25 protein-coding genes are annotated in these 23,587 nt (G+C 68.4%); 13 read left to right on the top strand and 12 right to left on the bottom strand.

Annotated features, from left to right (window positions below):
* Nucleotides 1–121 precede the first annotated feature (121 nt).
* Entirely contained in the window at nucleotides 122–586 is a 465-nt protein-coding gene (locus tag ACWEWT_RS02295) for a hypothetical protein (RefSeq protein WP_452555323.1), read from the bottom strand.
* Nucleotides 587–809: 223 nt separating this feature from the next.
* Between ACWEWT_RS02295 and ACWEWT_RS02290 the strand changes: the two genes are divergently transcribed.
* Nucleotides 810–1,658, top strand: coding sequence for an LLM class F420-dependent oxidoreductase (locus ACWEWT_RS02290; RefSeq protein WP_452555321.1), 849 nt, complete (start codon nucleotides 810–812; stop codon nucleotides 1,656–1,658).
* A 56-nt stretch (nucleotides 1,659–1,714) separates the two neighbouring features.
* On the opposite strand, the gene ACWEWT_RS02285 is transcribed toward ACWEWT_RS02290, so the two are convergent.
* Nucleotides 1,715–2,629 carry a LysR family transcriptional regulator gene (locus ACWEWT_RS02285; RefSeq protein WP_452555319.1) on the bottom strand — a complete coding sequence of 305 codons (915 nt, stop codon included), beginning with the start codon at nucleotides 2,627–2,629 and terminating at the stop codon, nucleotides 1,715–1,717.
* Nucleotides 2,630–2,769: 140 nt separating this feature from the next.
* Here ACWEWT_RS02285 and ACWEWT_RS02280 point away from each other — a divergent pair, with 140 nt between their 5' ends.
* Nucleotides 2,770–4,170 carry an MFS transporter gene (locus ACWEWT_RS02280; RefSeq protein ID WP_452555317.1) on the top strand — a complete coding sequence of 467 codons (1,401 nt, stop codon included), beginning with the start codon at nucleotides 2,770–2,772 and terminating at the stop codon, nucleotides 4,168–4,170.
* The gene (locus tag ACWEWT_RS02275) at nucleotides 4,167–4,913 is read left to right on the top strand and encodes a 3-hydroxybutyrate dehydrogenase (RefSeq protein ID WP_452555315.1); all 747 of its coding nucleotides are present in this window, start codon (nucleotides 4,167–4,169) and stop codon (nucleotides 4,911–4,913) included. The genes ACWEWT_RS02280 and ACWEWT_RS02275 overlap by 4 nt, the downstream gene beginning before the upstream one ends.
* Nucleotides 4,914–4,962: 49 nt before the next feature.
* On the opposite strand, the gene ACWEWT_RS02270 is transcribed toward ACWEWT_RS02275, so the two are convergent.
* Nucleotides 4,963–5,328, bottom strand: coding sequence for a YybH family protein (locus tag ACWEWT_RS02270; RefSeq protein WP_452555313.1), 366 nt, complete (start codon nucleotides 5,326–5,328; stop codon nucleotides 4,963–4,965).
* 101 nt (nucleotides 5,329–5,429) lie between these two features.
* On the opposite strand from ACWEWT_RS02270, the gene ACWEWT_RS02265 reads away from it, so the two are divergent.
* Nucleotides 5,430–6,332 carry a LysR family transcriptional regulator gene (locus tag ACWEWT_RS02265; protein ID WP_452555311.1) on the top strand — a complete coding sequence of 301 codons (903 nt, stop codon included), beginning with the start codon at nucleotides 5,430–5,432 and terminating at the stop codon, nucleotides 6,330–6,332.
* A gap of 537 nt (nucleotides 6,333–6,869) precedes the next feature.
* Here ACWEWT_RS02265 and ACWEWT_RS02260 read toward each other — a convergent pair.
* The 3 genes from ACWEWT_RS02260 to ACWEWT_RS02250 form a co-directional block, all read right to left on the bottom strand.
* Complete coding sequence (locus ACWEWT_RS02260) at nucleotides 6,870–7,523, bottom strand: hypothetical protein (protein ID WP_452555309.1); 654 nt, start codon at nucleotides 7,521–7,523, stop codon at nucleotides 6,870–6,872.
* Nucleotides 7,524–7,884: 361 nt separating this feature from the next.
* A complete protein-coding gene (locus ACWEWT_RS02255; RefSeq protein ID WP_452557637.1) occupies nucleotides 7,885–8,910 on the bottom strand; it encodes an NAD(P)H-dependent amine dehydrogenase family protein in 1,026 nt (341 codons plus the stop codon).
* Nucleotides 8,911–8,981: 71 nt separating this feature from the next.
* On the bottom strand, nucleotides 8,982–9,809 hold the full coding sequence (locus tag ACWEWT_RS02250) for an SDR family oxidoreductase (RefSeq protein ID WP_452555307.1): 828 nt from the start codon (nucleotides 9,807–9,809) through the stop codon (nucleotides 8,982–8,984).
* A 95-nt stretch (nucleotides 9,810–9,904) separates the two neighbouring features.
* Here ACWEWT_RS02250 and ACWEWT_RS02245 point away from each other — a divergent pair, with 95 nt between their 5' ends.
* A complete protein-coding gene (locus ACWEWT_RS02245) occupies nucleotides 9,905–10,537 on the top strand; it encodes a helix-turn-helix domain-containing protein (protein WP_452555305.1) in 633 nt (210 codons plus the stop codon).
* Between the two features lie 66 nt (nucleotides 10,538–10,603).
* Here the strand turns inward: ACWEWT_RS02245 and ACWEWT_RS02240 are convergent, their stop codons facing one another.
* Nucleotides 10,604–11,476: a TIGR03619 family F420-dependent LLM class oxidoreductase gene (locus ACWEWT_RS02240; RefSeq protein WP_452555303.1), complete on the bottom strand. Its 873-nt coding sequence runs from the start codon at nucleotides 11,474–11,476 to the stop codon at nucleotides 10,604–10,606.
* A 111-nt stretch (nucleotides 11,477–11,587) separates the two neighbouring features.
* Between ACWEWT_RS02240 and ACWEWT_RS02235 the strand changes: the two genes are divergently transcribed.
* Nucleotides 11,588–12,262, top strand: a complete 675-nt coding sequence (locus ACWEWT_RS02235; RefSeq protein WP_452555301.1) for an EthD domain-containing protein — start codon at nucleotides 11,588–11,590, stop codon at nucleotides 12,260–12,262.
* A 99-nt stretch (nucleotides 12,263–12,361) separates the two neighbouring features.
* Here the strand turns inward: ACWEWT_RS02235 and ACWEWT_RS02230 are convergent, their stop codons facing one another.
* A complete protein-coding gene (locus ACWEWT_RS02230; RefSeq protein WP_452555299.1) occupies nucleotides 12,362–13,363 on the bottom strand; it encodes a GntR family transcriptional regulator in 1,002 nt (333 codons plus the stop codon).
* A 240-nt stretch (nucleotides 13,364–13,603) separates the two neighbouring features.
* Here ACWEWT_RS02230 and ACWEWT_RS02225 point away from each other — a divergent pair, with 240 nt between their 5' ends.
* Genes ACWEWT_RS02225 through ACWEWT_RS02215 form a run of 3 tightly spaced genes read left to right on the top strand, consistent with a single transcriptional unit; the run spans nucleotide 13,604 to nucleotide 16,358 of the window.
* A complete protein-coding gene (locus ACWEWT_RS02225; RefSeq protein ID WP_452555297.1) occupies nucleotides 13,604–14,833 on the top strand; it encodes an FAD-dependent monooxygenase in 1,230 nt (409 codons plus the stop codon).
* A 29-nt stretch (nucleotides 14,834–14,862) separates the two neighbouring features.
* A complete protein-coding gene (locus ACWEWT_RS02220; protein WP_452555295.1) occupies nucleotides 14,863–15,312 on the top strand; it encodes a VOC family protein in 450 nt (149 codons plus the stop codon).
* Nucleotides 15,309–16,358, top strand: a complete 1,050-nt coding sequence (locus ACWEWT_RS02215; protein WP_452555293.1) for a hypothetical protein — start codon at nucleotides 15,309–15,311, stop codon at nucleotides 16,356–16,358. The genes ACWEWT_RS02220 and ACWEWT_RS02215 overlap by 4 nt, the downstream gene beginning before the upstream one ends.
* A gap of 43 nt (nucleotides 16,359–16,401) precedes the next feature.
* On the opposite strand, the gene ACWEWT_RS02210 is transcribed toward ACWEWT_RS02215, so the two are convergent.
* Both ACWEWT_RS02210 and ACWEWT_RS02205 read right to left on the bottom strand, forming a co-directional pair.
* Nucleotides 16,402–17,313, bottom strand: a complete 912-nt coding sequence (locus ACWEWT_RS02210) for a polysaccharide deacetylase family protein (RefSeq protein WP_452555291.1) — start codon at nucleotides 17,311–17,313, stop codon at nucleotides 16,402–16,404.
* Between the two features lie 72 nt (nucleotides 17,314–17,385).
* Complete coding sequence (locus ACWEWT_RS02205; RefSeq protein ID WP_452555290.1) at nucleotides 17,386–18,207, bottom strand: helix-turn-helix domain-containing protein; 822 nt, start codon at nucleotides 18,205–18,207, stop codon at nucleotides 17,386–17,388.
* Between the two features lie 116 nt (nucleotides 18,208–18,323).
* Here ACWEWT_RS02205 and ACWEWT_RS02200 point away from each other — a divergent pair, with 116 nt between their 5' ends.
* Both ACWEWT_RS02200 and ACWEWT_RS02195 read left to right on the top strand, forming a co-directional pair.
* Complete coding sequence (locus ACWEWT_RS02200) at nucleotides 18,324–18,680, top strand: VOC family protein (protein ID WP_452555288.1); 357 nt, start codon at nucleotides 18,324–18,326, stop codon at nucleotides 18,678–18,680.
* Between the two features lie 13 nt (nucleotides 18,681–18,693).
* Nucleotides 18,694–19,119, top strand: a complete 426-nt coding sequence (locus ACWEWT_RS02195; RefSeq protein WP_452555286.1) for an SRPBCC family protein — start codon at nucleotides 18,694–18,696, stop codon at nucleotides 19,117–19,119.
* A gap of 267 nt (nucleotides 19,120–19,386) precedes the next feature.
* Here the strand turns inward: ACWEWT_RS02195 and ACWEWT_RS02190 are convergent, their stop codons facing one another.
* Nucleotides 19,387–20,358, bottom strand: a complete 972-nt coding sequence (locus tag ACWEWT_RS02190; RefSeq protein ID WP_452555284.1) for a LysR substrate-binding domain-containing protein — start codon at nucleotides 20,356–20,358, stop codon at nucleotides 19,387–19,389.
* A gap of 71 nt (nucleotides 20,359–20,429) precedes the next feature.
* On the opposite strand from ACWEWT_RS02190, the gene ACWEWT_RS02185 reads away from it, so the two are divergent.
* Nucleotides 20,430–21,725: an MFS transporter gene (locus tag ACWEWT_RS02185; RefSeq protein WP_452555282.1), complete on the top strand. Its 1,296-nt coding sequence runs from the start codon at nucleotides 20,430–20,432 to the stop codon at nucleotides 21,723–21,725.
* A 142-nt stretch (nucleotides 21,726–21,867) separates the two neighbouring features.
* Here the strand turns inward: ACWEWT_RS02185 and ACWEWT_RS02180 are convergent, their stop codons facing one another.
* Entirely contained in the window at nucleotides 21,868–22,995 is a 1,128-nt protein-coding gene (locus ACWEWT_RS02180; RefSeq protein ID WP_452555280.1) for a helix-turn-helix domain-containing protein, read from the bottom strand.
* 211 nt (nucleotides 22,996–23,206) lie between these two features.
* On the opposite strand from ACWEWT_RS02180, the gene ACWEWT_RS02175 reads away from it, so the two are divergent.
* Nucleotides 23,207–23,584 (top strand): nuclear transport factor 2 family protein, encoded by a 378-nt coding sequence (locus tag ACWEWT_RS02175; RefSeq protein WP_452555278.1) that lies wholly within the window; start codon nucleotides 23,207–23,209, stop codon nucleotides 23,582–23,584.
* Nucleotides 23,585–23,587: the final 3 nt, after the last annotated feature.

The raw sequence follows: 23,587 nt of genomic DNA, 5'->3' as shown, positions 1-23,587 counted from the left end.
AGGTCCGCCCGCTTCCCGGCCTCGTCGGGCCCCGGCGCCACATTCCGGGTGATCGCCGGAGCCGCCGCGGCACGGCACCGGCCACCGCCGGCGGCTCTCCGGACTCCTCGCGCGACCCGATTCACCAGCCACGATCCCGCGCGAGATCGAGTTTCGCCTGCGACAACAGTGCGTGTTGCGCCGGCTCGCAATAGGCCCACCAATCGGGGTGGGCCACCGGATCACGGACGATATCCTGCAGCGCGGACGCATGGGCCAGCACCCGGCCGCGCAACTCCTCGGAACAGAGGAGCTCGACGCGCTTCTCCGCCAGCCACACACCTTCGATCGATCGCCGCGGATCCTGCGGTGTACCTCCCCGCTCGCGGATATCGAATTCGGTCTGCAGTCGCTGCGCCGCCTCGAAATAGGCGAGGACCGCGGACTTCAATTCTTCGCGGTGGGCCAGCCGGCTCTCGGCCACGAACTCGTGCTTCGACTGCCGTGCCGAATTGCGTTGCACCAATATCGTTGCCGAGGCGCCGACAGCCGCGCCCAGCAGGGGCATCAGACTCGTCACCACCGTCGAAACCACCGCTGACGTCACAGGCCAGATCCTCTCCGCGAGACCGACGACGCGTCGAACCTATACGCCGGCGGGTTCCCTTGCGCCCGAACGGTTCCGCCGCTGTATCTCGGGCCCGGTCCGCGAACCGCCGGGCCACGGGAGAGATCCGTGGAATCTCTGGTCCCGCAGCGCGCATACGAATGCGCGACAGGCCGGGTTTCCGGTTTGACCTGGAGCGCACTCCAACTTCTAGCCTGGTCTCATGCGATTCGCGTTCAAGACCTCACCGCAGGACACCACCTGGGCCGATATGCTGGCCGTCTGGCGGGCCGCCGACGATATCGACATCTACGAATCCGGATGGACCTTCGACCACTTCTATCCGATCTTCTCCGATTCCGCCGGTCCGTGCCTGGAGGGCTGGACCACCTTGACCGCACTCGCGCAGGCCACCGAACGCCTGCGGTTGGGCACTATGGTCACCGGCGTGCACTACCGGCATCCCGCGGTACTGGCCAATATGGCCGCCAGTCTCGATATCATTTCCGGCGGCCGGCTCGAGCTCGGTATCGGCGCGGGCTGGAACGAGGAAGAATCCGGCGCGTACGGTATCCCGCTGGGCACGGTCACCGAACGCCTCGACCGGTTCGAGGAGGCATGCCAGGTCCTCATCGGCCTGTTGAGCCGGGAGACCACCGATTTCGACGGCAGGTTCTATCAGCTGACCGGCGCCCGCAACGAGCCCAAGGGCCCCCAGCGCCCGCATCCCCCGATCTGTATCGGCGGCAACGGCGAGAAACGCACCCTGCGTATCACCGCCCGCTACGCCCAGCACTGGAACTTCGTCAACGGAACCACCGAGGAGTTCGTCCGCAAACGCGATGTCCTGGCCGCCCATTGCGCCGATATCGGCCGCGATCCGAAGGAGATCCTGCTCTCGGCACAGCGGCGGCTCGACCCGGAGCTCGGCTACGGCGAACTGATCGACTGGGCGGCGGCGCTGGGCGACGAGGGCCTGGAACTCGCGATCGTCTACCTGCCGCCGCCGCACGACCCGGCCGTACTGGAACCGCTGGCCGAAGCCATCCGGGATTCCGGCCTCGCCTCCTGAGCGCTGCCGGCACCCGCGCACCCGACCGGCCCGGACAGTAGCGTCCGGCGCGCTGCTCACCCGCGGCCGAGCAGGGTGGCGCGCTGCTCGTCCAGAACCGACCGGATCGCCGCGACCACCGCGGCGACCTCCGGACGGCGGAGTGTCTCGGCCCGCGCGACCAGCCAGTAGCCCAGCGTCACCCCCACCGAATCGGCCAGGACCCGAACCAGATCGGGATGGCGGTCGGCCATGAAACAGGGCAGCAGACCGAGCCCGGCCGAGGCGCGCGTCGCCTCCACATGCACGAAGACATTCGTCGACGTCACGGATTCGCGCATCCCGGGGACGAATCCGGACGCCAGGTCCAGATCGTCGACCCGGAGCATGGAATCGATGAAGTACACCAGCGGGTGCCGGGCCAGCTCCTCGGCCGTCGCGGGGGCATCGTGCGCACGCAGATAGTCGCGCGATCCGTACAGGCCGAGGCGATAGTCCGCCAGATGCGTGGCAGTGGCCCGGCGCACCTGCGGTTCGCCGACCACGATCTCGAGATCGAGACCGGAGCGCTGTTGCGACGCCCGCCTGGTCACCGCCACGATCTCGACCGCGATATTCGGATGATCGCGCCGTACCCGCGCCGCCGCGGGCGCGGCGATATAGGCGCTGAAGCCGTCGGTCGCCGAGATCCGGACCACTCCCGCCAACAGCCGATTCCCGTGCGCGTCCGCCGCGAGCGATTTCACCGCCGATTCCACCGCCTCGGCCACGGCGAGCGCCTCCCTGCCGAGATCGGTCAGTTCCCAGCCCCCGGTCACCCGCGTGAGTACCCGGCCGCCGAGAGTACGTTCCAGCCCGGCGATCCGCCGGGAGATGGTGGTGTGGTTCAGGCCGAGTTCCTCGGCCGCCGTCACGAATCGGCCGGAACGCCCGACGGCCAGCAGTACGAGAAGGTCGTCCGCGCTGGGGCGCCCCGGATGGGCCGAACTCATTTCTGCATTTTTGCACATCCATGCTGCACAAGTGGTCATTGCGGCGCCTATCGTCTGCACCAATACTCGTGACAGCCATTTATTGTGGGGGCCGTCACATCGGATATGAAGTGTGGTCCCGGGCACGAAGGAGAAGTGCGATGAGGGAGCACAGCGCCGGAGCCGAACCGGCCGGACCGAAGGACGCCGATCCCGGCGGGACGGCCACGGGCCTGCGGCGTGTGGTGGCCGCGTCGATGGCGGGCACCGTCGTGGAGTGGTACGAATTCTTCCTCTACGGCACCGCCGCCACCCTGGTGTTCAGCAAAGTGTTCTTCGCCCAGGGCACCAGTGATCTCGATGCGATTCTCGCGGCCTTCGTCACCTACGCGGTCGGTTTCGCGGCACGCCCGCTGGGCGGTGTGGTCTTCGGCCACTTCGGCGACAAGTACGGCCGCAAGAAGCTGCTGCAGCTGAGCCTCGTACTGGTGGGCGCCGCGACCTTCCTGATGGGCTGCCTGCCCACTTTCGGGCAGATCGGCTACTGGGCTCCGGCCCTGCTGGTGACCCTGCGCTTCATCCAGGGCTTCGCGGTGGGCGGCGAATGGGGCGGCGCGGTCCTGCTCGTCGCCGAACACAGCCCGAATCGCAGCCGCGGTTTCTGGGCGTCCTGGCCACAGGCCGGAGTACCCGCGGGCAACCTGCTCGCCACGGTGGTGCTACTGGTGCTCACCTCGACACTGTCCGACGAGGCGTTCCTCGGCTGGGGCTGGCGGGTCGCGTTCTGGTTGTCCGCGGTGGTCGTACTGGTCGGTTACTACATCCGCACCAAGATCACCGACGCACCCATCTTCGTCGCGGCGCAGCAGGAAGCCGAGGAGATGAAGGCCACCTCGCTGAGCGTGGTGGAGGTGCTGCGGCGCTATCCGCGCGGTGTGCTCACCGCGATGGGGCTGCGCTTCGGCGAGAACATCATGTACTACCTGGTCGTCACATTCACCATCACCTATCTGAAGGTGGAGGTGCACGCCGACACCACCGAGATCCTGTGGTGGCTGCTCGCCGCGCACGCGGTGCATTTCCTGGTGATCCCGATGGTGGGCCACCTCTCCGATCGCTTCGGCCGGCGGCCGGTGTATCTGGTGGGCGCGCTCACGGCGGGCACCTGGGGTTTCTTCGCCTTCCCCATGATGGACAGCGGCAACAATGCGATCATTCTGTCCGCCATCGTCATCGGCCTGGTCTTCCACGCGTTCATGTACGCCGGGCAGCCCGCGATCATGGCCGAGATGTTCCCGACCCGGATGCGCTACTCCGGGGTGTCCCTGGGCTACCAGGTGACCTCGATCGTGGCCGGATCGCTCGCACCGATCATCGCCGTCCGGCTGCTCGACATCTACGGTTCCGCGGTACCGATCGCCTGGTACCTGGCCGGCGCGGCGGCGGTCAGCGCGATCGCGGTGCTGGTCGCCCGCGAGACGAAAGGACTGGCCCTGGAGGCCGTCGACCGCGCCGATGCCGAGATCCTGAGCAAGCGTCCCGACGAAGCCCCGGCACGATGAGCGATCTGACGGGGCGCAGCGCCCTGGTCACCGGCGGCGCGAGCGGTATCGGCGCGGCGTGCGCCCGCGCGCTCGCGGCGCACGGGGCCGCGGTCACAGTGGCCGATATCGACGACGCCGGCGCCGCGACCGTGGCCCGGGAGATCGGTGGCACACCGTGGACAGTGGATCTGCTCGACGTCGCGGCACTGGAAGATCTGGTCCTGGAGACCGATATCCTGGTGAACAACGCCGGGGTTCAGCACATCGCCCCGATCGAGCAGTTCGTACCGCACCGGTTCCGCGACCTACAGACCCTGATGGTGGAGGCACCGTTCCTGCTGGTGCGCGCCGCGCTACCGCATATGTACCGGCAGAGCTGGGGACGGATAGTCAATATCTCCTCGGTGCACGGCCTGCGGGCCTCCGCGTTCAAGGTGGCCTACGTGACCGCCAAACACGGGCTCGAGGGTTTGTCCAAGGTGACCGCACTGGAGGGCGGCCCCCACGGTGTGACGAGCAACTGCGTCAATCCGGGCTATGTACGCACGCCGTTGGTGGACGAGCAGATCGCGGATCAGGCGGCGGCGCACGGGGTGCCGGAGCAGGAGGTGCTGGAACGGATCCTGCTCACCGAGAGCGCCGTCAAACGTCTCGTCGAACCGGACGAGGTCGCCTCCCTGGTGAGCTGGCTCGCGTCCCCGCAGGCCGCGATGGTCACCGGCGCGGCCTACACGATGGACGGCGGGTGGAGCGCGCGATGAGGGCGCGCTCCACCCGCCGCCGGTAGCCCACGGGCCACCCGGACCCGGATCACCCGGCGGGAGGGACGAACTCGGGCTGGTCGAGGATGCGCAGCCAGCTTCCGTCCGGCTGGCGGCGCACGACCTGCGCCCGGGCTCCGGTGCCATCCTTCGGCGGGGTCGAGGTGAGCGCGATATCCCCGTTGATCAGTGTCGGCAGCGGTGATTCCGGTTCGAAGCGCGGACGCCCGGCCAGCACTTTCTCCCAGAGTTCGCGAATCGCTTCCCGGCCCACCGTCCGGCTGCCGGGCGGGTAGGCCAGTACCGCGTCTTCTTCGTACAACGCGGCGACACCGGCCGCGTCACCGGCGTTGGATCGTTCGACGAACAAGCGGGTGATGTCTTCGGGACGCAGGGCCTTTTCGTATTCCGCCACAGCTTTCCTCCTGATCGTTCTGTTCGGGTACCTCCTCAGCCTGCCGAGCCGATATTCAGAAGTCCAACAGATAGCACTTCTATAAACTATGATCAGAAGTTGTGGAACTGAGGCAGCTCGAATACTTCGTCGCGGTCGCCGAGGAACAGAATTTCACCCGCGCGGCCGCCCGGGTGCACATCAGCCAATCCGGCGTCAGTGCCCAGATCCGGGCGCTGGAGCGGGAGCTCGGCGCCGAACTGTTCGACCGGACGACCCGCACCGCCACGCTCACCGTGGCGGGTAAGGCCGCCTACGAACACGCGCGCGCCGCGCTCGCCGCCGCGGCGGCGGTGGGCCGAGCGGTCGGCGAGGTCACCGATCTGATCCAGGGCACACTCACCCTCGGAATGGTCATGGGCTGCACCATCACCCCGCTGTTCGATGCCCTGTCCACCTTCCACCGGGCCCATCCCGGTGTCGAGATCTCGCTGTCGGAGGACAATTCCGACCGGCTCGCCGACGCGGTACGCACCGGCACCCTGGATCTCGCGCTCATCGGTACGGCCGCCGGCACACCGGAGGGGTTACCCGCGCTGACCGTCGCCAGCGAACGAATCGTCGCGGCGGTCCCCGCCGGACATCCTCTGACCACGCTGCCGCGGGTGACCCTGCACGATCTGTGCGCCTACCCCCTCGTCTGCATGCCGCCCGGCACCGGACTGCGCGCGGTCCTCGACCAGGCCTGTGCCGCACAGCATCTCCGGCCGGTGATCGCACTACAGGCCGGGGTGGCCGATACCATCGCCGACCTGGCCGCTCGGGGCCTCGCCGTCGCTGTCCTCAGCGATTCGATGGCGGCGCACTACAGCGACCGGCTCAGCGCCTGTCCCATCGTCGATATCGAGATTCCCGCGCTGCTCGCCCTGGTCTGGCAGCACACATACAATCCGGCACTCCGCGAATTCATCGTCCACGCCCGCCGGGCGTTCACCGCTCCACCGAACGGCGCACAGCCCTCGTGACGACCCGTCCGGCGCGTCACCGGCCCCTCCCCTGCCGCCGACCGGCCCGGCCGACACCACCGCGCTGACCGGCCGTGATCCCTGCACGGTCCGCTCGCGGCTCGATACCGTCGCCGATCCCCGTGACCAGAGCCTGGATACGTGTTCGCTGGTCTATCGCGGAGACCACTTCGCCCTGCTGTACTCGTACCTCCCCGGCGATCCGTTCGCCGGAGACGAACCGGTACCGCTCGGCGAACGGACCGCCTACCGGAGCACCCTCGGCGGGACACTGTCGTATTCGTTCGCGGCCGGCCCGCCGATCGACGCCACCGCACAGGTCCCCGCGGTGACGGTATACTGCCCGGAGACGGGCCCGCGATTCTTCACCGCGGAGGTCGCGACACTCTTACCGTGAACCTTCCGGCAAGCGCGTAACGCACAGCGCGCAGCGCGGTTCGTACCCATCGAGATCGTATTCCTCCGTACAGCGATACCACCGGACCGGATCGCGCGCAGGCGATCCGGTCCGGTGGCAGGTATCGGCGCGGTGGTGACTCAGGCCGGGGCGGGCGCGTTGATCCGATTGAAGTACTCGACGGCGACCGCGATACCGGCGACACCACCGACGGCGATCAGACCGGCCGCGGCACCCAGCGGAGCACCGACAGCGGCCCCGCTCAGGCAACCACCGACCCAACCCGGAATCACCAGGAACGGCGTTCCCGCGATCGCACCCAGTACACATCCGCCGGCCAGCCCGATCACGGTGCCGACCAGTGTGCCGACGCCGGTCGCCAAACCGAATTCGGTGGCGGCGTTCGACATCGCGTTGTCCATATCCTCCTGCGAGGCGATATCGTGCAGCATGGGTGCCGGATGTGCCGCCGCCGGGTCGGCGCTCGGCGTCAGAGCGATCTCGTTGGCCCCGTTCGCCGCGGCCGCGATCGGATATTCCAGACCGTCGCGAAGATAACTCAACGGCATCCCGGCAACGATATTCCCGAAGCTGTCGCGAACCTGCAGTTGATTGTTCTCTGTTGTCAGGGATCCGGAATCGGTCCGGACGATCACGGACTTGTCCACCACATCGGCGGTGTAGTGGATATCGGGGTTCTCGACCGCCGCGGGCTGCGCGTAGGAGGTACCGGCACCGACTCCCATTGCCGCTGCCACCAGGGCTGATACTGCGGCGAACTTCCTGAACTTCATAACCGTGAGACTTTCTCCAGCAGGTGCGCCACCAACCTCTGGTGCGCAGGCTCCTATAGAACCCGCCAGTAGATTCGCCCCTTTTTATTACACGCCTGTAACGCGAACCGTGAAAAAACTCCACCCCTGGACGATCATGGTTAACAGTAAGCAAATGAGACGAACAGACACCCCGCTAGATCCCGGGAAAACAATTCCGTCCGGACTTCGTGTGATTTGCGTTATTGCGCGCGCGGAAGTGTCGTTCGATGGACTCCTGACGATTCCTACGATTTCGTCGTAATGCCGCGCCGACCGCACCGATCACCTGTCGAGACCCGTCCCGCACCGAGCCCGGAGGGCCGGTTCCCGGCGCGGCCGGTCAGCGAATCGTTCCCGTTCCGGCGATCAGTGGTAGATCGAGCGCGGTCACCCAGCCGGGTGGCAACTCGTTGACGGCCGGGACGGCATTGAGCGCGCGCATCCCGGTCGCCAGGCATCCGGCGATCGCCGGCGTCCGGCCCGAACCGTCGGTGAACCGGAACGAGGTCTCCTGCGAAATCGACGGAGTACCGAGGATATCCACGCGGTAGACATCGTCGCGGGTGCCCGCGGGCCAATCCGGTGCGGCGTCGAGGCCGATCCGGTTGACATGTTCGAGCGTGATCACCTCCCGGTCGCGGTGGATACCGTTGATGGTGAACCGGATCGCCGCGACAGTCCCCGCCCGGACCGTGCCCTTCGCCGACGGGCGATCCACCGGTGTCACCCATTTGTCCCAGGTGGTGGTGATGCGATCCAGGCCGATACCGGCGGCTTCGGCGATCATGGGCACCGTCGGCCCCCACGCCATGATCAGCAGATCGGGGTGTTCGAGCAGGGCCGTGTACTCCGGTGGTTTCCCGATCCCCATCTCCAGCTCGTAGTCGCCCTCGTAATCGGTGTAGTCCAGCAGTTCCGAGGCGCGTACCGAGCGCACTTCGCCGCACAGGCCCATCAGGGTCATCGGGAACAGGTCGTTGGCGAAACCCGGGTCGATACCCGTGGTGAAACAGGACGCCCCGCCGGTGGCGCAGGCTTCGGAGATCGGGTCGCGCCAGACGCTGGGGATCTTGTCCATCGCCGGCCACACCCAGGGCGTCATGGCGGTGGAGCACACATCGATCCCGGCGCGCAGGAATTCCCCGATGACCCGGATGTTCTCGTCGGCGAACTGGGCGGTGGGCCCGTAGTGCACCACGGCGTCCGGGCGCAGGGCGATCAGCTCTGCGACCGAATCGGTCGCCACGATCCCGGTTTTCGGTGCGCCGCAGAGATCACCGGCGTCGAGACCGACCTTCTCCGGGTTGCGCACGCCGACTCCGGCCAGTTCGAACCGCGGATGGCGCAGGATCTCGGCCAGGACCATCGAACCGACGGTGCCGGTACCCCACAGTACGATTCGTTTCCTTGTTTCCGTCACGGTTGCTCCTTGCCCGGTCAACGGTGGAATTCGCCGCAGTCCACGGTCAACATCTGCCCGGTGACAGCGGTGGCCAGATCACTGGCGAGGAAGAGCGTCGCGCGGGCGACCTCTTCCGGTCCGGCGAGTCGCCGCAGATCGGTGGGCGCGGCTTTCTCCCGGTAGATATCGTCGTGGGTGACACCGGCCTCGGCGGCCAGCCAATCGAAATACGCCTTGTTGATGTCCTCGTACACATACGACGGCGCGACACTGTTGACCCGGATACCGCGCGGCCCCAGTTCCGTGGCCAGCGACGACGCCAGATGCGCCAGTGCGCCTTTCGACAGTTTGTAGCCGGAGTATTCGGGTTGCGAGCTGTAGGACACGCACGAATTGAGCATGATGATCGAACCCCGCGACGCCGCGAGCGCGTCGGCGAACAACGCCGACAGGCGAAGCGGCGCGAAGACATTCGTCTCGTTGGCGGTACGCAAGGCGGCCAGATCGATCCCGGTGATCGGATCCATGGGCGGAATGGCGAAGGCATTGTTGATCAGGCAGTCGACCCGGCCGAATTCGGCCACCACCCGTTCGGCCAGACCGGCACGCTGGTCTTCGTCGGTGATATCGGCCGGTACCGGGAGCACTGTCCGGCCGTCGCCGCGGATCCGCTCGGCCAGCCGGTCGAGTTTGCGTTCGGTTCGGCTCACCAGGACGAGCCGGGCGCCCATCGCGGCGGCCTCCACCGCCAGTGCGGTACCCAGGCCGGGCCCGACTCCGGAGATCACGACGACTTTGTCCTGCAGCAGGGGTACGGGCCGATAGGTCCGATCGGATGTGGCGACTGCGGGGTCAGCGGGCACATCTCCTCCTCCGGGCACCAGCGGTTACACGGTGTAACGGCTTTGTTGTGACAGACTGTAACGACTCCTGCTCATCCGGACAAGGACGGATTTCGGTGACCGCACGCCATCGCCTGGGCCCGCACCGCGACCCCGCGGTGGACCGGGCGGTGCTCGAAGCCGCCCGCGACCTCCTGGTCGAACGGGGGTACGCCGCGACCTCCATCGACGCGATCGCCACCCGGGCGGGGGTCAGCCGACCGGCGATCTACCGGCGCTGGCCGTCCAAGGCCCATCTGATCGCCAAGGCCGTATTCCCCGATGTGGGCACCGACGAGGTCGCGCCCGACCTGGTCAGCGAGGTGCGCACCGTGATCCGCGGGACGATCCAGCTGTTCGGTTCGGCGGAGGCGCGGGCGGCCATGCCCGGACTGATGGCGGATATGCGCGCGGATTCGAGTCTCTACCAGAAACTCTCGGCACGGCTCGACTCACCGACCCGCAGGGAACTCTCGGACTACCTGGCCGCGGGGCGCACCGCCGCGGGCTCCGCGCTCGATTCCAATACGCTGCTGGACACCATCGCCGGTGCGGCCCTTTTCGCTATGTGTATCCGCGATATCGACGACCTGGACGGTTTCGCCGAATCGCTCGAGGAGTTGCTGCTGCACGGTATCGCCGGGCGAAGCGGCGATACCGGCACCGCGGGCGGCCGCGCCCCGGGAGACGACGAACCGGCGGCTCCGTAACCGCTCGTCACGGAGCCGCCCGGCCCGATCGGACCGGCCGCGGCTACGGCCGGAATCCGAGGGTCCTCACTGCGTGCGGGCGATGACGTGCTCGGCGAAGCGGGAGAGATTCGCGATCTTGGTGTCGAGGCTTTCGGTGTCGTGCTCCCGCGTGTAGGGGTTGCGGAAGCCGACGATGACATCGGTGACGCCCTTGTCCTCCAACCGCTTGATGCCGTCCACGGTGAAACCGTCGAGCGAGATCACATGCACCTCGAAATCGGCGCGGGTACCGTATTCCGCCCGCAGCGCATCCAGTTCGGCGAGCAGCCGGTCCAGTTCCGCCGGATCGCCGCCGGCGTGCATCCAGCCGTCGCCGCGGCGGGCGGCCCGGCGCAGTGCGGGCCGGCTGTGCCCGCCGATCAGGAGCGGAATGGGTTCGGTGGGCACCGGCGAGATCTTGATCGGCGGCAGATCGTAGAACTCGCCGTGGAATTCGAAGTATCCACCGGCGGTGAGACCGCGGACGATATCGAGACATTCGTCCATCCGCTTACCGCGCTTGTCGAAGGGTACGTCGAAGATCTCGAAATCGTCCGGCCACGGACTGATCCCGACGCCCAGGCCGAGCCGATTACCACTGAGCGCCGCCACCGACGCCGCCTGCTTCGCCGTCAGCACCGGCGGCCGGATCGGCAGTTTCAACACGAACGGAGTGAACCGCAGCGTGGTGGTCGCCGCGGCCAGGGCGGCCGCGAGAACGAAGGTTTCGATGAAGGGTTTGTCCTCCAGGAATTCCCGGCTGCCGTCCGGGGTGTAGGGATAGGTGGCATCGGAGTCGCGCGGGTAGGCGACGCTGTCGGCCAGCGCCATCGAGGTGTACCCGGCGGCCTCGGCGGCCTGCGCCAGCGGTACGTAATAGGACGGGTCGGTCATGGCCTCTGCGTAGGTGAACCTCATGCGCCGGCCTCTCTGCGGATCGGTTCCGCGTATCTGGCGGGGTGGGCGCTCAGACTAGCCGCCGCACTCGATCGGTGGATCAAGAATTGGAACACGTGCTAGTTTTCCGCCATGCCGAAGGTGATCCTCGCACTGCACGTCACCGACCCGGGTGCACGGCTGTCCACACCCGAGTTCCGGAGCGCACTGGCCGCCGGCGGAGCGACCGCGGTTCAGCTGAACCTCGACGACGCCGACGTAGCGCCCGCGGCGATGCGGTTCGGCCCCGGCGCACCGATCACCGCGCTCGTCTCGGTATGGACCGGCGACGATCCCGCCGCCGCGATACGCACGGTGGCCGACGCCGCGGCGGAAGCCACACCACACGCGTTCCGGGTGCGCGAGAAGGTGCGGTTGGACCCGGTCCCGATACCCGACGGCGTGCGCTGCGACGCCCTGGCCAACGTGGCACTCCTGCGCCGGCCCGCATCGATGACCCCGGAGGAGTACCAGCGGTACTGGCAGATCCACCACACCCCCGTCGCCATCCGGACGCAGAACACCGTGGCCTATATCCAGAACACCGTCGAGGAAGTACTGACCCCGGCGACGCCGGAAGTATCGGCCATCGTCGAGGAACATTTCCCGATGGCGGCGATGACCGACCCGCACGAGTTCTACGGCAGCCGCGGCGACGACCGGGAACTCGACCGGCGAATCACCGAATTGATGGCGAGTGTCGCCCGATTCGGCGCGGACACCGGTTTGGACCTGGTGCCCACCAGCCGCTACCACTGGAGTCTCTGACTCCGCCCGCCGAACGGAGCGATCGAGGGAGGCGCCGTCCTCCGCGCGGGACAGTCCAGCGCCCGGTTCGCACGGCCGTGGCGCCGGGCCGGATCCGGATCACCGGCCGGGCCCGAAGCCTGCACCCGGCCTGGCCCGGTCCGCGAGCAGCACGGCGAATCCGTCGAGGTGGCGGGCCAATCCGTACTCGAACAGGCCGTCGAGGTCGGCCACCGTCTCCTCGGGCATCGCCGCGAGCAGGGGAAAACGACCGGTACCGAGGAGTTCGCCCGCGCGGGCGCGCGCCGCGGACCGCCATCCGTCGTGAGTGACACCGGTGTTCTGGACCGCCTCGGCTTCCTCCGCCGCGGACAGCGCCGCGGTGATCACGAGCGAATGCAAGGTGAGGGCTTCGCGCATCCGGATCTCCGCGGGCAACCCGAGTCCGTCCAGTGCCCGGAGTGTCCATTCCGTCTGCGCCACCATATTGGGCGCGAGCAGGGGCCGGGTGAACGAGACGACCCTGGGCAACCACAGATGGCGCCGGCACAGCCGCCACTGCAGCCGGGAGATCTCCGCGAGATCGGCGCGCCATCCGCGCGAACCCGTTGGGAGCGAACCGATCTCCCCGAAGACCGCGTCGGCCATCTGAAGCAGCAGTTCGTCCTTGTTCGCCACATGCCGGTACAGCGACATCGGGCCGGCCCCGAGCTCGGCCGCGAGACGTCGCATCGATACCGCGTCGAGCCCCTCCGAATCGGCGATCGCGATGGCCGTGCGCAACAGGCGCTCACGGTACGAGCCCCGTTCGGCGGGATGTCCCGGCCCGCGGGGCGGCCGCGCGACACCCGGATTCCCCGGCGGCGGATCGGACGGTCCGGCGTGGCCGCCGCGCGCACTGACCACAGTGCCCGAACCGACTTTCGCTTCGACCAGACCTTCCGCGCGCAGCGCCGCGGTGACCTTGGTGGCGGTGGCGACCGCCACCCCCCACCGCTGGGCGATCTGCCTGATCGAGGGCACCCGGTCCCCGGGCCGTAGCTCACCGTTCCGGATCCGGGTACGAATCTGCGCGGTGATCGCCTGATACGGCGGGTCCGGATGGTGCGGCAGCGACGACATGACCTCTCCCGTGGTCCGATACGGTTGATACCCGCCGCCAAGTGTACTAGTTCACTACCCCCATCGGACTAGTGCACTATTTCGAGCCATAACTGGCTATTGACAACAACTCCTGCCTACTCTGGGCCGTGTTGGACGCTGTATGCGTACAACGTTCAAATGCGCATCCGCCGCCACCGTCTCCGATTCCGGCACCCGGCCGGACCGGGCGGCGACCTCGACCAGACAGCAGGAGAAGCGATGAAGAACCGGAACATCCTGATCTCCGGTGCCGGGATCGCCGGCCCGGCCCTGGCGTTCTGGCTACACAGATACGGCTTCCGTCCCACCGTGGTGGAACGTGCCCCGGCGCCCCGCAGCGGCGGCCATCCGGTCGATATCCGCGGCACCGCCCGGGACGTGGTCGCCCGGATGGGCATCGTCGAGCCGATCCGGGCGGCGAACACCGGGGCCCGGGGCATGGCCTTCGTCGACGCCACCGGCGCGCGGGTCGCGTCGCTGGGCACCGATGTGTTCGGCCATTCGGGTGGGGCCGTCGCCGAGATGTCGCTCCTGCGTGCCGATCTCGCCCGCATCATCTACGACGCCACCCATACCGATGCCGACTACCGGTTCGGTGAGACGATCACCGCCGTCGAACAGGACCGCGACGGCGTCCATGTCCGGTTCGAACACGGTGGACCCGAACGGTTCGATCTACTCGTCGGCGCGGACGGGGTCCGCTCCGATATCCGCCGACTGGTGTTCGGGCCGGACGAACATTTCGTCCGCGACCTCGGTTGCTACATCTCGCTGTTCACCGCCCCCACCGAGATGAACCACGACGGCTGGCGGCTGATGTACACCGTCCCCGCGGGCGGGGACCGGCCGGGCCGGACCGCCGCCATCTACCCGAAGACCGAGCCCGGCACCGCGCTGGCCGGGTTCTTCCTGCGTTCGGCGCCCCTGGACTACGACCGTGGCGATATCGACGCGCAGAAGCGGATCGTGATCCGCGCCTTCCGGAACGACGGCTGGGAAGTGCCCCGGATGCTCGCCGGCATCTGGGATACCCCCGATTTCTACTTCGACAGAGTGGTCCAGGTCGCGGTGGATACCTGGTCGCGAAACCGGACAGTCCTGCTCGGGGACTCCGGCTTCTGCGCCTCGCCGATGTCCGGTATCGGCACCAGTCTCGCGCTGGTCGGTGCCTACATCCTGGCCGGCGAACTCGCCACCGCGGACGGCGATCCCGCGTTCGCCTACCCCCGCTACGAAGAGAAGATGCGCCGATTCGTCGACCGCGCCCAGGAATTCGCCCGCAGTGCCGGCGACGGCGGACTCATGCCGGACTCGTACTACCAGATCTGGATGCGCAATCAGGTGGTGCGGACCATGCGCTACTTGCCGAGACGCCTCGTCGGCCGCGGGATGGAGAAGGTGGCCGACACCGTCGTACTCGACGACTACCCCACCCCCGCACCGCACTGACCCCCACCTCGATACGAAGGAGAAACACCATGCGAACGAGCACTTTCCTGTGGTTCGACGACCGCGCCGAGGAAGCCGCCGAGTACTACACCCGGATCGTCGCCGGATCGTCGATCCGCGACCGGCGGCGGGACGCGGACGGCCGGGTCGTCACCGTCGAGTTCGAACTGGCCGGACAACGCTACATCGCCCACAACGGCGGCCCCCTGTTCACATTCAGCGGCGCGATCTCGCTGTTCCTCGAATGCGATACCCAGCAGGAGGTCGATACCGCGTGGGCGGCCCTCACCGAGGGCGGCAAGGAAGGCCCGGGGGGTTCGCTGACCGACCGCTTCGGTGTCACCTGGCAGGTCGTCCCGAAAGCCATGGCCGAACTCCTGGCCGACGCCGATCCGGACGCGGCCGCACGGATTCTCGACGCGATCCACGCCATGACCCGGATCGATATCCAGGGTCTGCTCGACGCCCGCGACCGATGACGAACCGCTTCGGCTCCCGCGAATCGTCCGCGCCCGCGGCGGCCGCCGTGCTGAGCCCTGCCGATCCACCGGAACGCGGGCGGTGGCGCGCGGCGTGGACACTCGTCCTGCTCACGACCCTGTGCGCGGAGCTGACCTTCACCGCCGTCGCCGTCCCGTTCACCTGGCTGCTGCTGCCGTTGCTGATGGTGATGTACGGCGCCGGCGTACTGGTGGTCCGCGAGGCCGCCGTCCGGGCCGGCGCCGGTTGGCCGAGTCTGGTACTGCTCGGGCTCGCCTATCAGCTGGCCGAGGACGGGCTGGGCCTACAGGCCCTGACGAGTCCGCGCCTCTACGGTGCCGCCGAGTGGGGGTGGCGCGCGCTCGGCGTGAACTGGACCTACTGGGAATCCCAGATCGGTGTACACGTGGTGTTCAGCGTGCTGATCCCGATCATGCTCACCGATCTGCTCTTCCCGGCCCATCGGCGGCGACCGTATCTGCGGACCCCGGGGCTCACCGGCGCCGGTGTCCTGGCGGTGGTGGGTGTATTCGGACTGCGCCTGGTCATCTCGGCCACCGAGGACCCCGGCTATCGGGCCCCGTGGGGCTGGACCGCCGGATTCGTCCTCGGTATCGCGGCGCTCGCGTGGACGGCACTGCGTGTCCTCCCGGGCCGGCGCGTTCCCGCACCGGCCGCGGCACCGTCCGCGCCGGGGCATGCGGTCACCGGGGCCACGGCGGCGGTGGCGACGCTCGTGTTCCTGGCACTGCTGCTACCACCAGGTCTCGGACCCGACCCGGTCTTCGGCCGGAGCGTCCCACTGGTCCTGCCGTTCGTCCTGGCCGGTGTCGTGGGCGCCGGGTACGGGTGGCTGATCCTGCGGTGGCGCGGCGCACCGGACTGGAGCGACCGGCACCGCCTGTGGACAGTCGGCGGGATTCTGACCGGTCACACCGCCTTCATGATGCCCGCCTCGTCCACAGCGGTGTGCACCGGATCGATGACCATCGCGCTGGAGGTGATCCTGCTCGTCGCGCTGGCGCGCCGCCTGGGCAGGAACTGAAGCCGCCGCGCGGAACACAGGGCGGCGGATCCGGTGCGCCGGTTCAGCGGCCGATACATTCCGGCCGCTGCGGCCGGGCGAACGGATAACGTGCCCGGAATTCGTCGGCCGCCGCGGCCATCGTGACGAATTCGACCCCGTCGAACGCCGTCCAGCGATCCAGCAGGCGTTCGAGCGCGAGCAGTACCTGCGGTCGTCCGGACACGTCCGGGTGCAGGGTCAGCGGGACGACAGCGTAGTCCAATTCCCGGTACACCCAGTCGAACTGGTCGTTCCACATCTGCTCGATATCGCGCGGATTGACGAATCCGTGCGAGTTGGGATGCGCCTTGATGAACATCATGGGCGGCAGATCGTCGACGTACCAGTTACCGCAGAACTCGACCAGGTCGATTTCGTGTCCGTGCTCGAGCGGTTTCATCCACCGTGCGGCCGGCCCGGAGGTATCGAGGGGCGTCCAGCTGTCGCCGATCCGGGCGTAGAAGGGGACGAAATCGTTGTAGTTCTGGGAGTGGTCGTAGGAGAAGCCGTACTCGGCGAGGATCGACGCGGTGTGCTCGCTCATCTCCCACCACGGCGCGACATAACCGCGCGGTGGACGGCCGCAGAGCCCCTCGATGAGTTCCACGCACCGGGCCATGACATCGCGTTCCTGCTGGGGAGTCAGCGAGCGCGGATTCTCGTGACTGTATCCGTGCGCGCCGATCTCGTGTCCCGCCTCGACGCACATCCGGGCCTGCGCCGGAAAGGTCTCCAGGGAATGCCCCGGCCAGAACCAGGAACACCGGATATCGCGCCGTGCGAGTAGTCGTAGCAACCGCGGCACGCCGACCTCACCGGCGAAAACCCCCCGTTGCATATCGTTGGGCGAATCCTGGCCACCGTAGGACCCGAGCCATCCGGCACAGGAATCGACATCGATCCCGAGAGCGACCTGGATCAACTTGTTCGTCATGCATCACGTCCTCTGCTGGTCGGCGGTCGAGGAGAACACAACGCGGGCCGGGCGATCATACGGATCCCCTGATCAGGGTAGGCCGAGCTCGTCCCGGCCGCCGCCACGGCTCGGATCCGGGGGTGTCCGGTCGAACACGCGGCGCAGCGCGACCGGGGTGTGGCCGAGATGCGCACGGACCGTGCGGGTCAGATGTGCTTGATCGGCGAAACCGAGCCGGGCGGCGAGATCGGCGAGGCCGGTTTCACCGGCGGCGAGACTGTCGACGACCCGGCCGACCCGCACCCGGTTCCGGTAGCGGGTCAGCGACAACCCCATGTGGCGGGAGAACAGCCGGCTCAGCCGGTACGGCGACACCCCCAGCAGGCCGGCCAGCGAGCGCAGCCCCGCCGCCTCGGGCGCACCGCCGATGATCGCCGCCCGGGCCGCGGCGATCAGCATCCCGTCGGCCGGCCGCGGCCGCGGATTCGGCTGTCCGGTCGCGAGCGCGACCAGTCGGAGCAGTTCCTCGGTGAGCGCGTAGTCGATATCGCCGCCGTCGGCGGCGGCCAGCAACCGGCGGTGCGCCAGCTCGATACGTGCGTCGATGTACACCGTTCCCGAGTTCGCGCACCCTTCCCAGAACTCGGGCGCGACGGTGACCGCGGTGCAGATATCGCCGCCGGCCGGATGCGCGAACCGTTCCTCCTCGCCCGGTGCGCCCAGATACCCGACAGTCGGATCCAGGTCGGCGCAGTCGGCATCGGCCCGCCGCCGGAACCGGCCGCGGCGGACGAGTACGAGACGGTGATCGTCGCGGGCCTCCGGTTCCGACCACCGGGTGTGGTCGGATCGGCAGGACACCGTGACCACCGAGAATTCCGGTCGGACGGCGAGAGTCGAGGCGGACAGCACTCGCGGACCGTACGCCGGGGGTATGACGGAAATCCGCCCGCAAGAATCTTCAAGACCCGCGGGTGGCCCGGAACGGATGCTGGGACGGCAAGTCACCACAGCAGAAAGAGACCCTCATGACCGTTCACGCGGACCTCACCGCGATCACCGTCGACTGCGCGTCACCGCGGGCGATGGCGGAGTTCTACCGCAATGTCACGGGCTGGAAAATAACCCACGTCGACGATGATTCGGCCTACCTGGGCGAAGGCCCGATCCAGCTCGCGTTCCAGCGGGTCGAGGGTTACCGGGGTCCCGGCTGGCCGGATACCGGTAAGCACGCCCACCTCGACTTCACGGTCGCCGATCCCGCACGTGCGACCGAACAACTGCTCGCGCTGGGCGCGACCGAACCCGCATACCAGCCGGGCGCGGGCCGGTGGACGGTACTCGCCGATCCCGAAGGCCACCTGTTCTGTATCGCCGCGGCGTGACGGGGCGGAACTCATGGCATCCATCCACAAGGAATTCGTCGTCGAGCCCACTCCCGAGGAGGTCTGGGATGTGCTGAGCGATTTCGGCGCTGTCCACGAACGCCTGGCACCGGGTTTCGTCACCGGTACCCGGGTCGACGCCGACACCCGCACCGTCACCTTCGCCGACGGCACGATCGTCTGCGAACGTCTCGTCGATCTGGATCCGGTGCGCAGGCGAATCGCCTACACCGTCGTCGGCGGGAGCCTGCACCCCTCACATCACCACGCCTCCATGCAGGCACTACCGGCCGGAGGGGGGCGGACATTGTTCGTCTGGCATACCGATGTGCTGCCCGATTCGCTCGCCGACCCGATCACCGGCTTCGTCGAACACGGATCGACGGTCATGGGCCGGGCGTTGCGGTCCACGGAAGGGAGGACACCGAGCGGCACCTGATCCCGGACAGCGAAACGCACCGCCGAGCCGGTGATCCCGGACGACTCCGGGGACGGCGGTATCGAATCCGCACCCGGGCCTGTGCGGCAGCAGACCGGTACGGACCGGGTCATTCGGTGGCCCGGTCCGTACCGGAAAGTGGAGCGCCGAGCACAACGGTGGCAGCGACCGACCGGGACGGTCGGGTGGTCCGGGGACGAACGCCCACCGCCGAACGCTTCCGTTCCACGGTCCGAAGGGCGGCGCCCAGCGCGCGACCACCGGTGACTATTCGCCCACCTGTTCGCGCTCCCGGTCTCCGCCCACGGCGAATCTGTTCAGCACGAATCGCCGGAACGCCGCGGATGCCTTGGTGATCCGCGGTTCGGTCAACCAGGTCAGCACAAGCTGCCGCTGCGCGAGGGCGCCCGATATCGGGATCTCGCGGCATCCGCTGCCCACCGCGACCTTCTGGTCGGAATGCGGGAGGATCGCGACGCCGAGACCGGCGGCGACGACTCCCCGCGCGGTTGTGGTGTCCTGGACCTGGAATCGGGCCCGGGGCGTGAACCCGGCATGCCGGCAGAGGGTATCGCTCAGTGAGCGCAGACCCACCCCGGGCGTGAAAACGACGAAATCCTCGTGCTGGACCTCGGACAGGTCCACCGATTGCCGGTTCGCGGCCCAGTGCCCGGCGGGCACCGTGAGCAACAGTTCCTGCGCCTCGATGGTTTTGGAGATGTACATCGATTCCGACGGCGCGGGCGAGACGAACGCCAGATCGACTTCGCGCCGGCCGAGCGATCGCAGGCAGTTCGCCCGGTTGTCCTGCATGAGCACGAAATCCACGCCGGGGTGGCCGGCCCGGAATTCCGCGATGAGTTCGGGTACGAATCGGGCGCCGAGGGTGTGCAGGAACGAGAGCGTGACCGTGCCCCGTGATCGCCCGCTCTCCTCCCGGGCCTCCAGGATTCCGTGCTGTAGCTCTTCCAGACTGCGCCGGGCGAAGGGCAGGAGCCGGAGACCGACGGGTGTGAGGACGATATTCCGGCCCTCGCGCTGGACCAGATCCAGGCCCAGTTCGCGCTGGAGCCGGGCGAGCATACGGCTGGCGGTCGGCTGGCCGATCCGTATCCGGTCCGCCGCTCCGGTCAGCGTCGACCGATCCGCGAGTCCGACGAAGACCGCGAGCTCGGGCATCAGGGACCGCACCCCGTGGTCGAGTAGCTCGTCGAGGTCCCGCGCACCGCCCGATTCCATGCGGAAGAGAATAGCTCACCTTTCATCCATGCAATTGTGCAGCGATTGTGTGCGGGTCTACGGTGACCGCCGTGAGCACACCGACCCGCACACTCGCGCCGACGGAGGGCGACGCCGGCGGCGGCGCACTGCTCCACCGCGGCGAGGCGCGCTACCGGCTGCTGCTCCTGGCCCTCTTCGCGGCCGGTGTGGTGACGTTCGCCCAGTTGTACGCGCCGCAGAGTGTGCTCCCGCTCATCGAGGCCGAACCCGGCTGGAACCTCTCCGCCGCACAGGCTTCCCTGACCATCTCCGCGGCCACTCTCGGTCTCGCGGTTTCGGTACTGGGCTGGGCAGTACTGGCCAAACGTTTCGGCACTTTTCCGATCATCTGCGCCTCGTTGACCATCACCACGGTCATGAGCTTCGCTGTCGCCGTCGCCCCCGATTTCCGCGTCCTGCTCTCGGTCCGCGTCCTCCAGGGGATCGGTGCCGCGGGGATGGCGGCGCTGGCGGTGGCCTACATCGTCGAACGGGTCGGCCCGCGGGATGTCCCGGTCGTCGCGGGAATATATGTATCCGGCACCACCATCGGCGGCCTGGCCGGCCGTGTCGCGGGGGCCGGGCTGGCAGAGGTCACCGACTGGCGGGGTGCGCTGCTGGGCGTGGCGCTCATCTCGCTGCTGTTCGCGGGCCTCTTCGGCGTCGCGGGCTGGAAGTCCCGCGCCCGGTCGGTGCCGGCCGCGGGACCCGCGCCGGCCACCGACCGCGCGGTGGCGACCACCATCGCCACAGATCTCGCCGACTGCCTGAAGCGCCGGGCCGCGGTGGGGCTCTATGCGCTGATCTTCGTGCTGATGGGCAGCCTCGTCGCACTGTACAACTACCTGGCGTTCCATCTCGCGGATCCGCCGTACGGTCTGTCCGCTGCCGGGGTGGGCCTGTTCTACTTCGCCTATCTCGGCGGAACCGTCGGCGCCCGGGTGGCCGGGTCGGCTGCCGGACGTTTCGGGCGAGGCACCACGCTCGCCGTCGCGATCGCGCTCATGCTCGCGGGCGCCGGAATGACACTGCTGCCCGATCTCGTCGCGCTGGCATCCGGGCTCCTGCTCTTCACCACTGCTTTTTTCGGGGCCCACGCGGTGGCGTCGGGCTGGATCGGGCAGATCGCCGGACCGCGGCGCGCCGCCATGGCCTCGGCGCTGTACTCGTTCTTCTACTACGCGGGCTCGGCAGTCCTCGGCTGGCTGTTCGGCATCCCATACGAGCGATTCGGCTGGACGATCTTCGTCGGCGCGGTTCTGGGCGGCTGCGCGGCAGCGGCCCTGCTCTCCTGGGCCCTGCTGCGACCGAGCGGGCCCGGCGCCCTCCGGTCCGGCCTGTCCTGACCCGCACCGCATCGATTCGGCCCGTCCGGCGCCCGATACCCGCGACCGGCCGCCGCCCCTCGACCGGCTACGACCGGCGGGCGGTGGTCGTGTCCTCCCGCGCCACAGCGACCCTCGGATTCGCCCGGCTCGCGGTCAACGCTCAGCTCTGCTCGTCCGGTAGTGCCGACCGCAGCGATCGTGCCTGCAGGGCGAGATACAGCAGGGCCGCGTCGGCCGGTGCCGCGAACGTCGTGCCGGTGAGTCGTTCTATCCGTTTGAGCCGGTGCAGGACAGTGTTCCGGTGCAGGTGCAGACGCTCACCCACCGCCGAGGTGGAACCGCCGAGTTCGTACCAGGCCGTGGCGGTCTCCACGAGACGCTCGGCCTCGCCGGGCGGCAGCCGATCGAACGCGGCCAGTGTTTCCGAGAAGATATCCGCGGCCAATGCCGGGTTCACGGCGATCAACGCCCGCGGCGGCGACGAGGCGAAGATATGCACCCCGGTATCGGCCGGGCCCAGACATCGGAAGGCGAGACGCGCCTGGTCGAGCGCGGCGGGAGCGGCGGCGAGATCGGTGAACGGCCGGCTGGCACCGGCTCTGGCCCGAGCGGTCCGCAGCGCGTCCTCGAAGGTATCCGGCCAGAGTGTGGCGGCCAGCGTGACCCGGTCGTCGGCGAGCAGGGTGTGGACGGTGGTCACCCCGGCCGCGGTGAACCGGATATCGCCGACCAGGACCACCAGGGTGGCCCGGCCGGGCAGCCGCAGCCCGGCGCCCAGTTCCGCCCGTCGTACGGCGGGGAATCCGGGGTCGAGAAGCGCACGCAGCAGCCCTTGATCGGGGCGGCCGGTCCCGGCGGCCACCACCCGCCGATAGGCCTCCGCGGCCGCGACGGAGTATTCGTCGACGGTGGCCCAGACCAGCGTGGACAGCCGGGGCAGCGCGCCGCGATCGGCCGGGCCGGCACGTTCGACGATGATCTCCCAGAACGCCAGTCCGGCGACGCGAAACGCGTGCAACAGACTTTCCAAGGGGATACCGCGCTCGGCTTTGAGGCGTCCCGCCCGCCGCGCCGGTTCCAGTGAGTACGGAGCCTCGGCGAGAGCATCCAACCAGGCCGCGCAGCTGTCGTCGACCAGGCCGGCCAATTCGCCGGGGGCGAGGGCGGTACTGCCGTAATCGGTGTCGTCGTGCCGGATCCGGGCGGTCACCGCCGCGCAGATCGCGCCCGAATCGGCCCGCAGGTCGCCCAGCAGGTAGGAACGAGCGTCGGGCGTGGGCCGGCTCACCGTCGCCAATCTAGCGGCGATTGTGCACCGGCACAACGAGCCGCCGGAAGTGGCTGCCCGCGCCCATCGCCACGACGGACGGCGCTCCCCGATACTGGGTTTCCCGACGCGGAACGAGCGCACGAACGAGCCGGGCTGACCGGCCCGGCCCCCGGCGCCTCGGTACGCCGCGCGATCCCGGACCGTCCCGACACCACCCCGGAGGTACCCCGTGACCACGACCACTCGCCGACTGTTCGAGCGCTACCACGCCTGCTGGGTCGATCGCGATCCCGACCGGATCGTCGAACTGCACTCTCCCGATTCGATATTCCACCTGCATTCGGGACAGGAACCCGCCCGCGGCCGGGCCGCTATCCGGGAGGCCGCGGCGGGTACCTTCGCGCTGGTCCCCGATCTGACCTTTCACCTGATCTCGTTACGTATCGGGGCGGACTTCTGGGTGGTGCAGTGGCAGCTGACCGGGACCTCGGCGACCGGCCGGCCCGTATGCGTCGACCTGGCCGACTATGTGCTGGTCGCGGACGGCGCGGTCACCGAGAAGCACTCCTATGTGGACGGGGTGGCCATGCAGGCGGCGCTGGCCTGAACA

This window comes from Nocardia sp. NPDC003963 (assembly GCF_053605105.1).
Note: the sequence above shows the minus strand (reverse complement) of the source record. Positions and strands in the feature narration are given on the sequence as shown.

What these genes read in the sequence shown, in the direction of transcription:
- ACWEWT_RS02290 (WP_452555321.1), top strand. Translation starts at nt 810, where the DNA reads ATGCGATTCGCGTTCAAGACCTCACCGCAGGACACCACCTGGGCCGAT.
- ACWEWT_RS02285 (WP_452555319.1), bottom strand. Translation starts at nt 2,629, where the DNA reads ATGAGTTCGGCCCATCCGGGGCGCCCCAGCGCGGACGACCTTCTCGTA.
- ACWEWT_RS02280 (WP_452555317.1), top strand. Translation starts at nt 2,770, where the DNA reads ATGAGGGAGCACAGCGCCGGAGCCGAACCGGCCGGACCGAAGGACGCC.
- ACWEWT_RS02275 (WP_452555315.1), top strand. Translation starts at nt 4,167, where the DNA reads ATGAGCGATCTGACGGGGCGCAGCGCCCTGGTCACCGGCGGCGCGAGC.
- ACWEWT_RS02260 (WP_452555309.1), bottom strand. Translation starts at nt 7,523, where the DNA reads ATGAAGTTCAGGAAGTTCGCCGCAGTATCAGCCCTGGTGGCAGCGGCA.
- ACWEWT_RS02255 (WP_452557637.1), bottom strand. Translation starts at nt 8,910, where the DNA reads ATGGTCCTGGCCGAGATCCTGCGCCATCCGCGGTTCGAACTGGCCGGA.
- ACWEWT_RS02240 (WP_452555303.1), bottom strand. Translation starts at nt 11,476, where the DNA reads ATGAGGTTCACCTACGCAGAGGCCATGACCGACCCGTCCTATTACGTA.
- ACWEWT_RS02235 (WP_452555301.1), top strand. Translation starts at nt 11,588, where the DNA reads ATGCCGAAGGTGATCCTCGCACTGCACGTCACCGACCCGGGTGCACGG.
- ACWEWT_RS02230 (WP_452555299.1), bottom strand. Translation starts at nt 13,363, where the DNA reads ATGTCGTCGCTGCCGCACCATCCGGACCCGCCGTATCAGGCGATCACC.
- ACWEWT_RS02225 (WP_452555297.1), top strand. Translation starts at nt 13,604, where the DNA reads ATGAAGAACCGGAACATCCTGATCTCCGGTGCCGGGATCGCCGGCCCG.
- ACWEWT_RS02220 (WP_452555295.1), top strand. Translation starts at nt 14,863, where the DNA reads ATGCGAACGAGCACTTTCCTGTGGTTCGACGACCGCGCCGAGGAAGCC.
- ACWEWT_RS02215 (WP_452555293.1), top strand. Translation starts at nt 15,309, where the DNA reads ATGACGAACCGCTTCGGCTCCCGCGAATCGTCCGCGCCCGCGGCGGCC.
- ACWEWT_RS02210 (WP_452555291.1), bottom strand. Translation starts at nt 17,313, where the DNA reads ATGACGAACAAGTTGATCCAGGTCGCTCTCGGGATCGATGTCGATTCC.
- ACWEWT_RS02200 (WP_452555288.1), top strand. Translation starts at nt 18,324, where the DNA reads ATGACCGTTCACGCGGACCTCACCGCGATCACCGTCGACTGCGCGTCA.
- ACWEWT_RS02195 (WP_452555286.1), top strand. Translation starts at nt 18,694, where the DNA reads ATGGCATCCATCCACAAGGAATTCGTCGTCGAGCCCACTCCCGAGGAG.
- ACWEWT_RS02190 (WP_452555284.1), bottom strand. Translation starts at nt 20,358, where the DNA reads ATGGAATCGGGCGGTGCGCGGGACCTCGACGAGCTACTCGACCACGGG.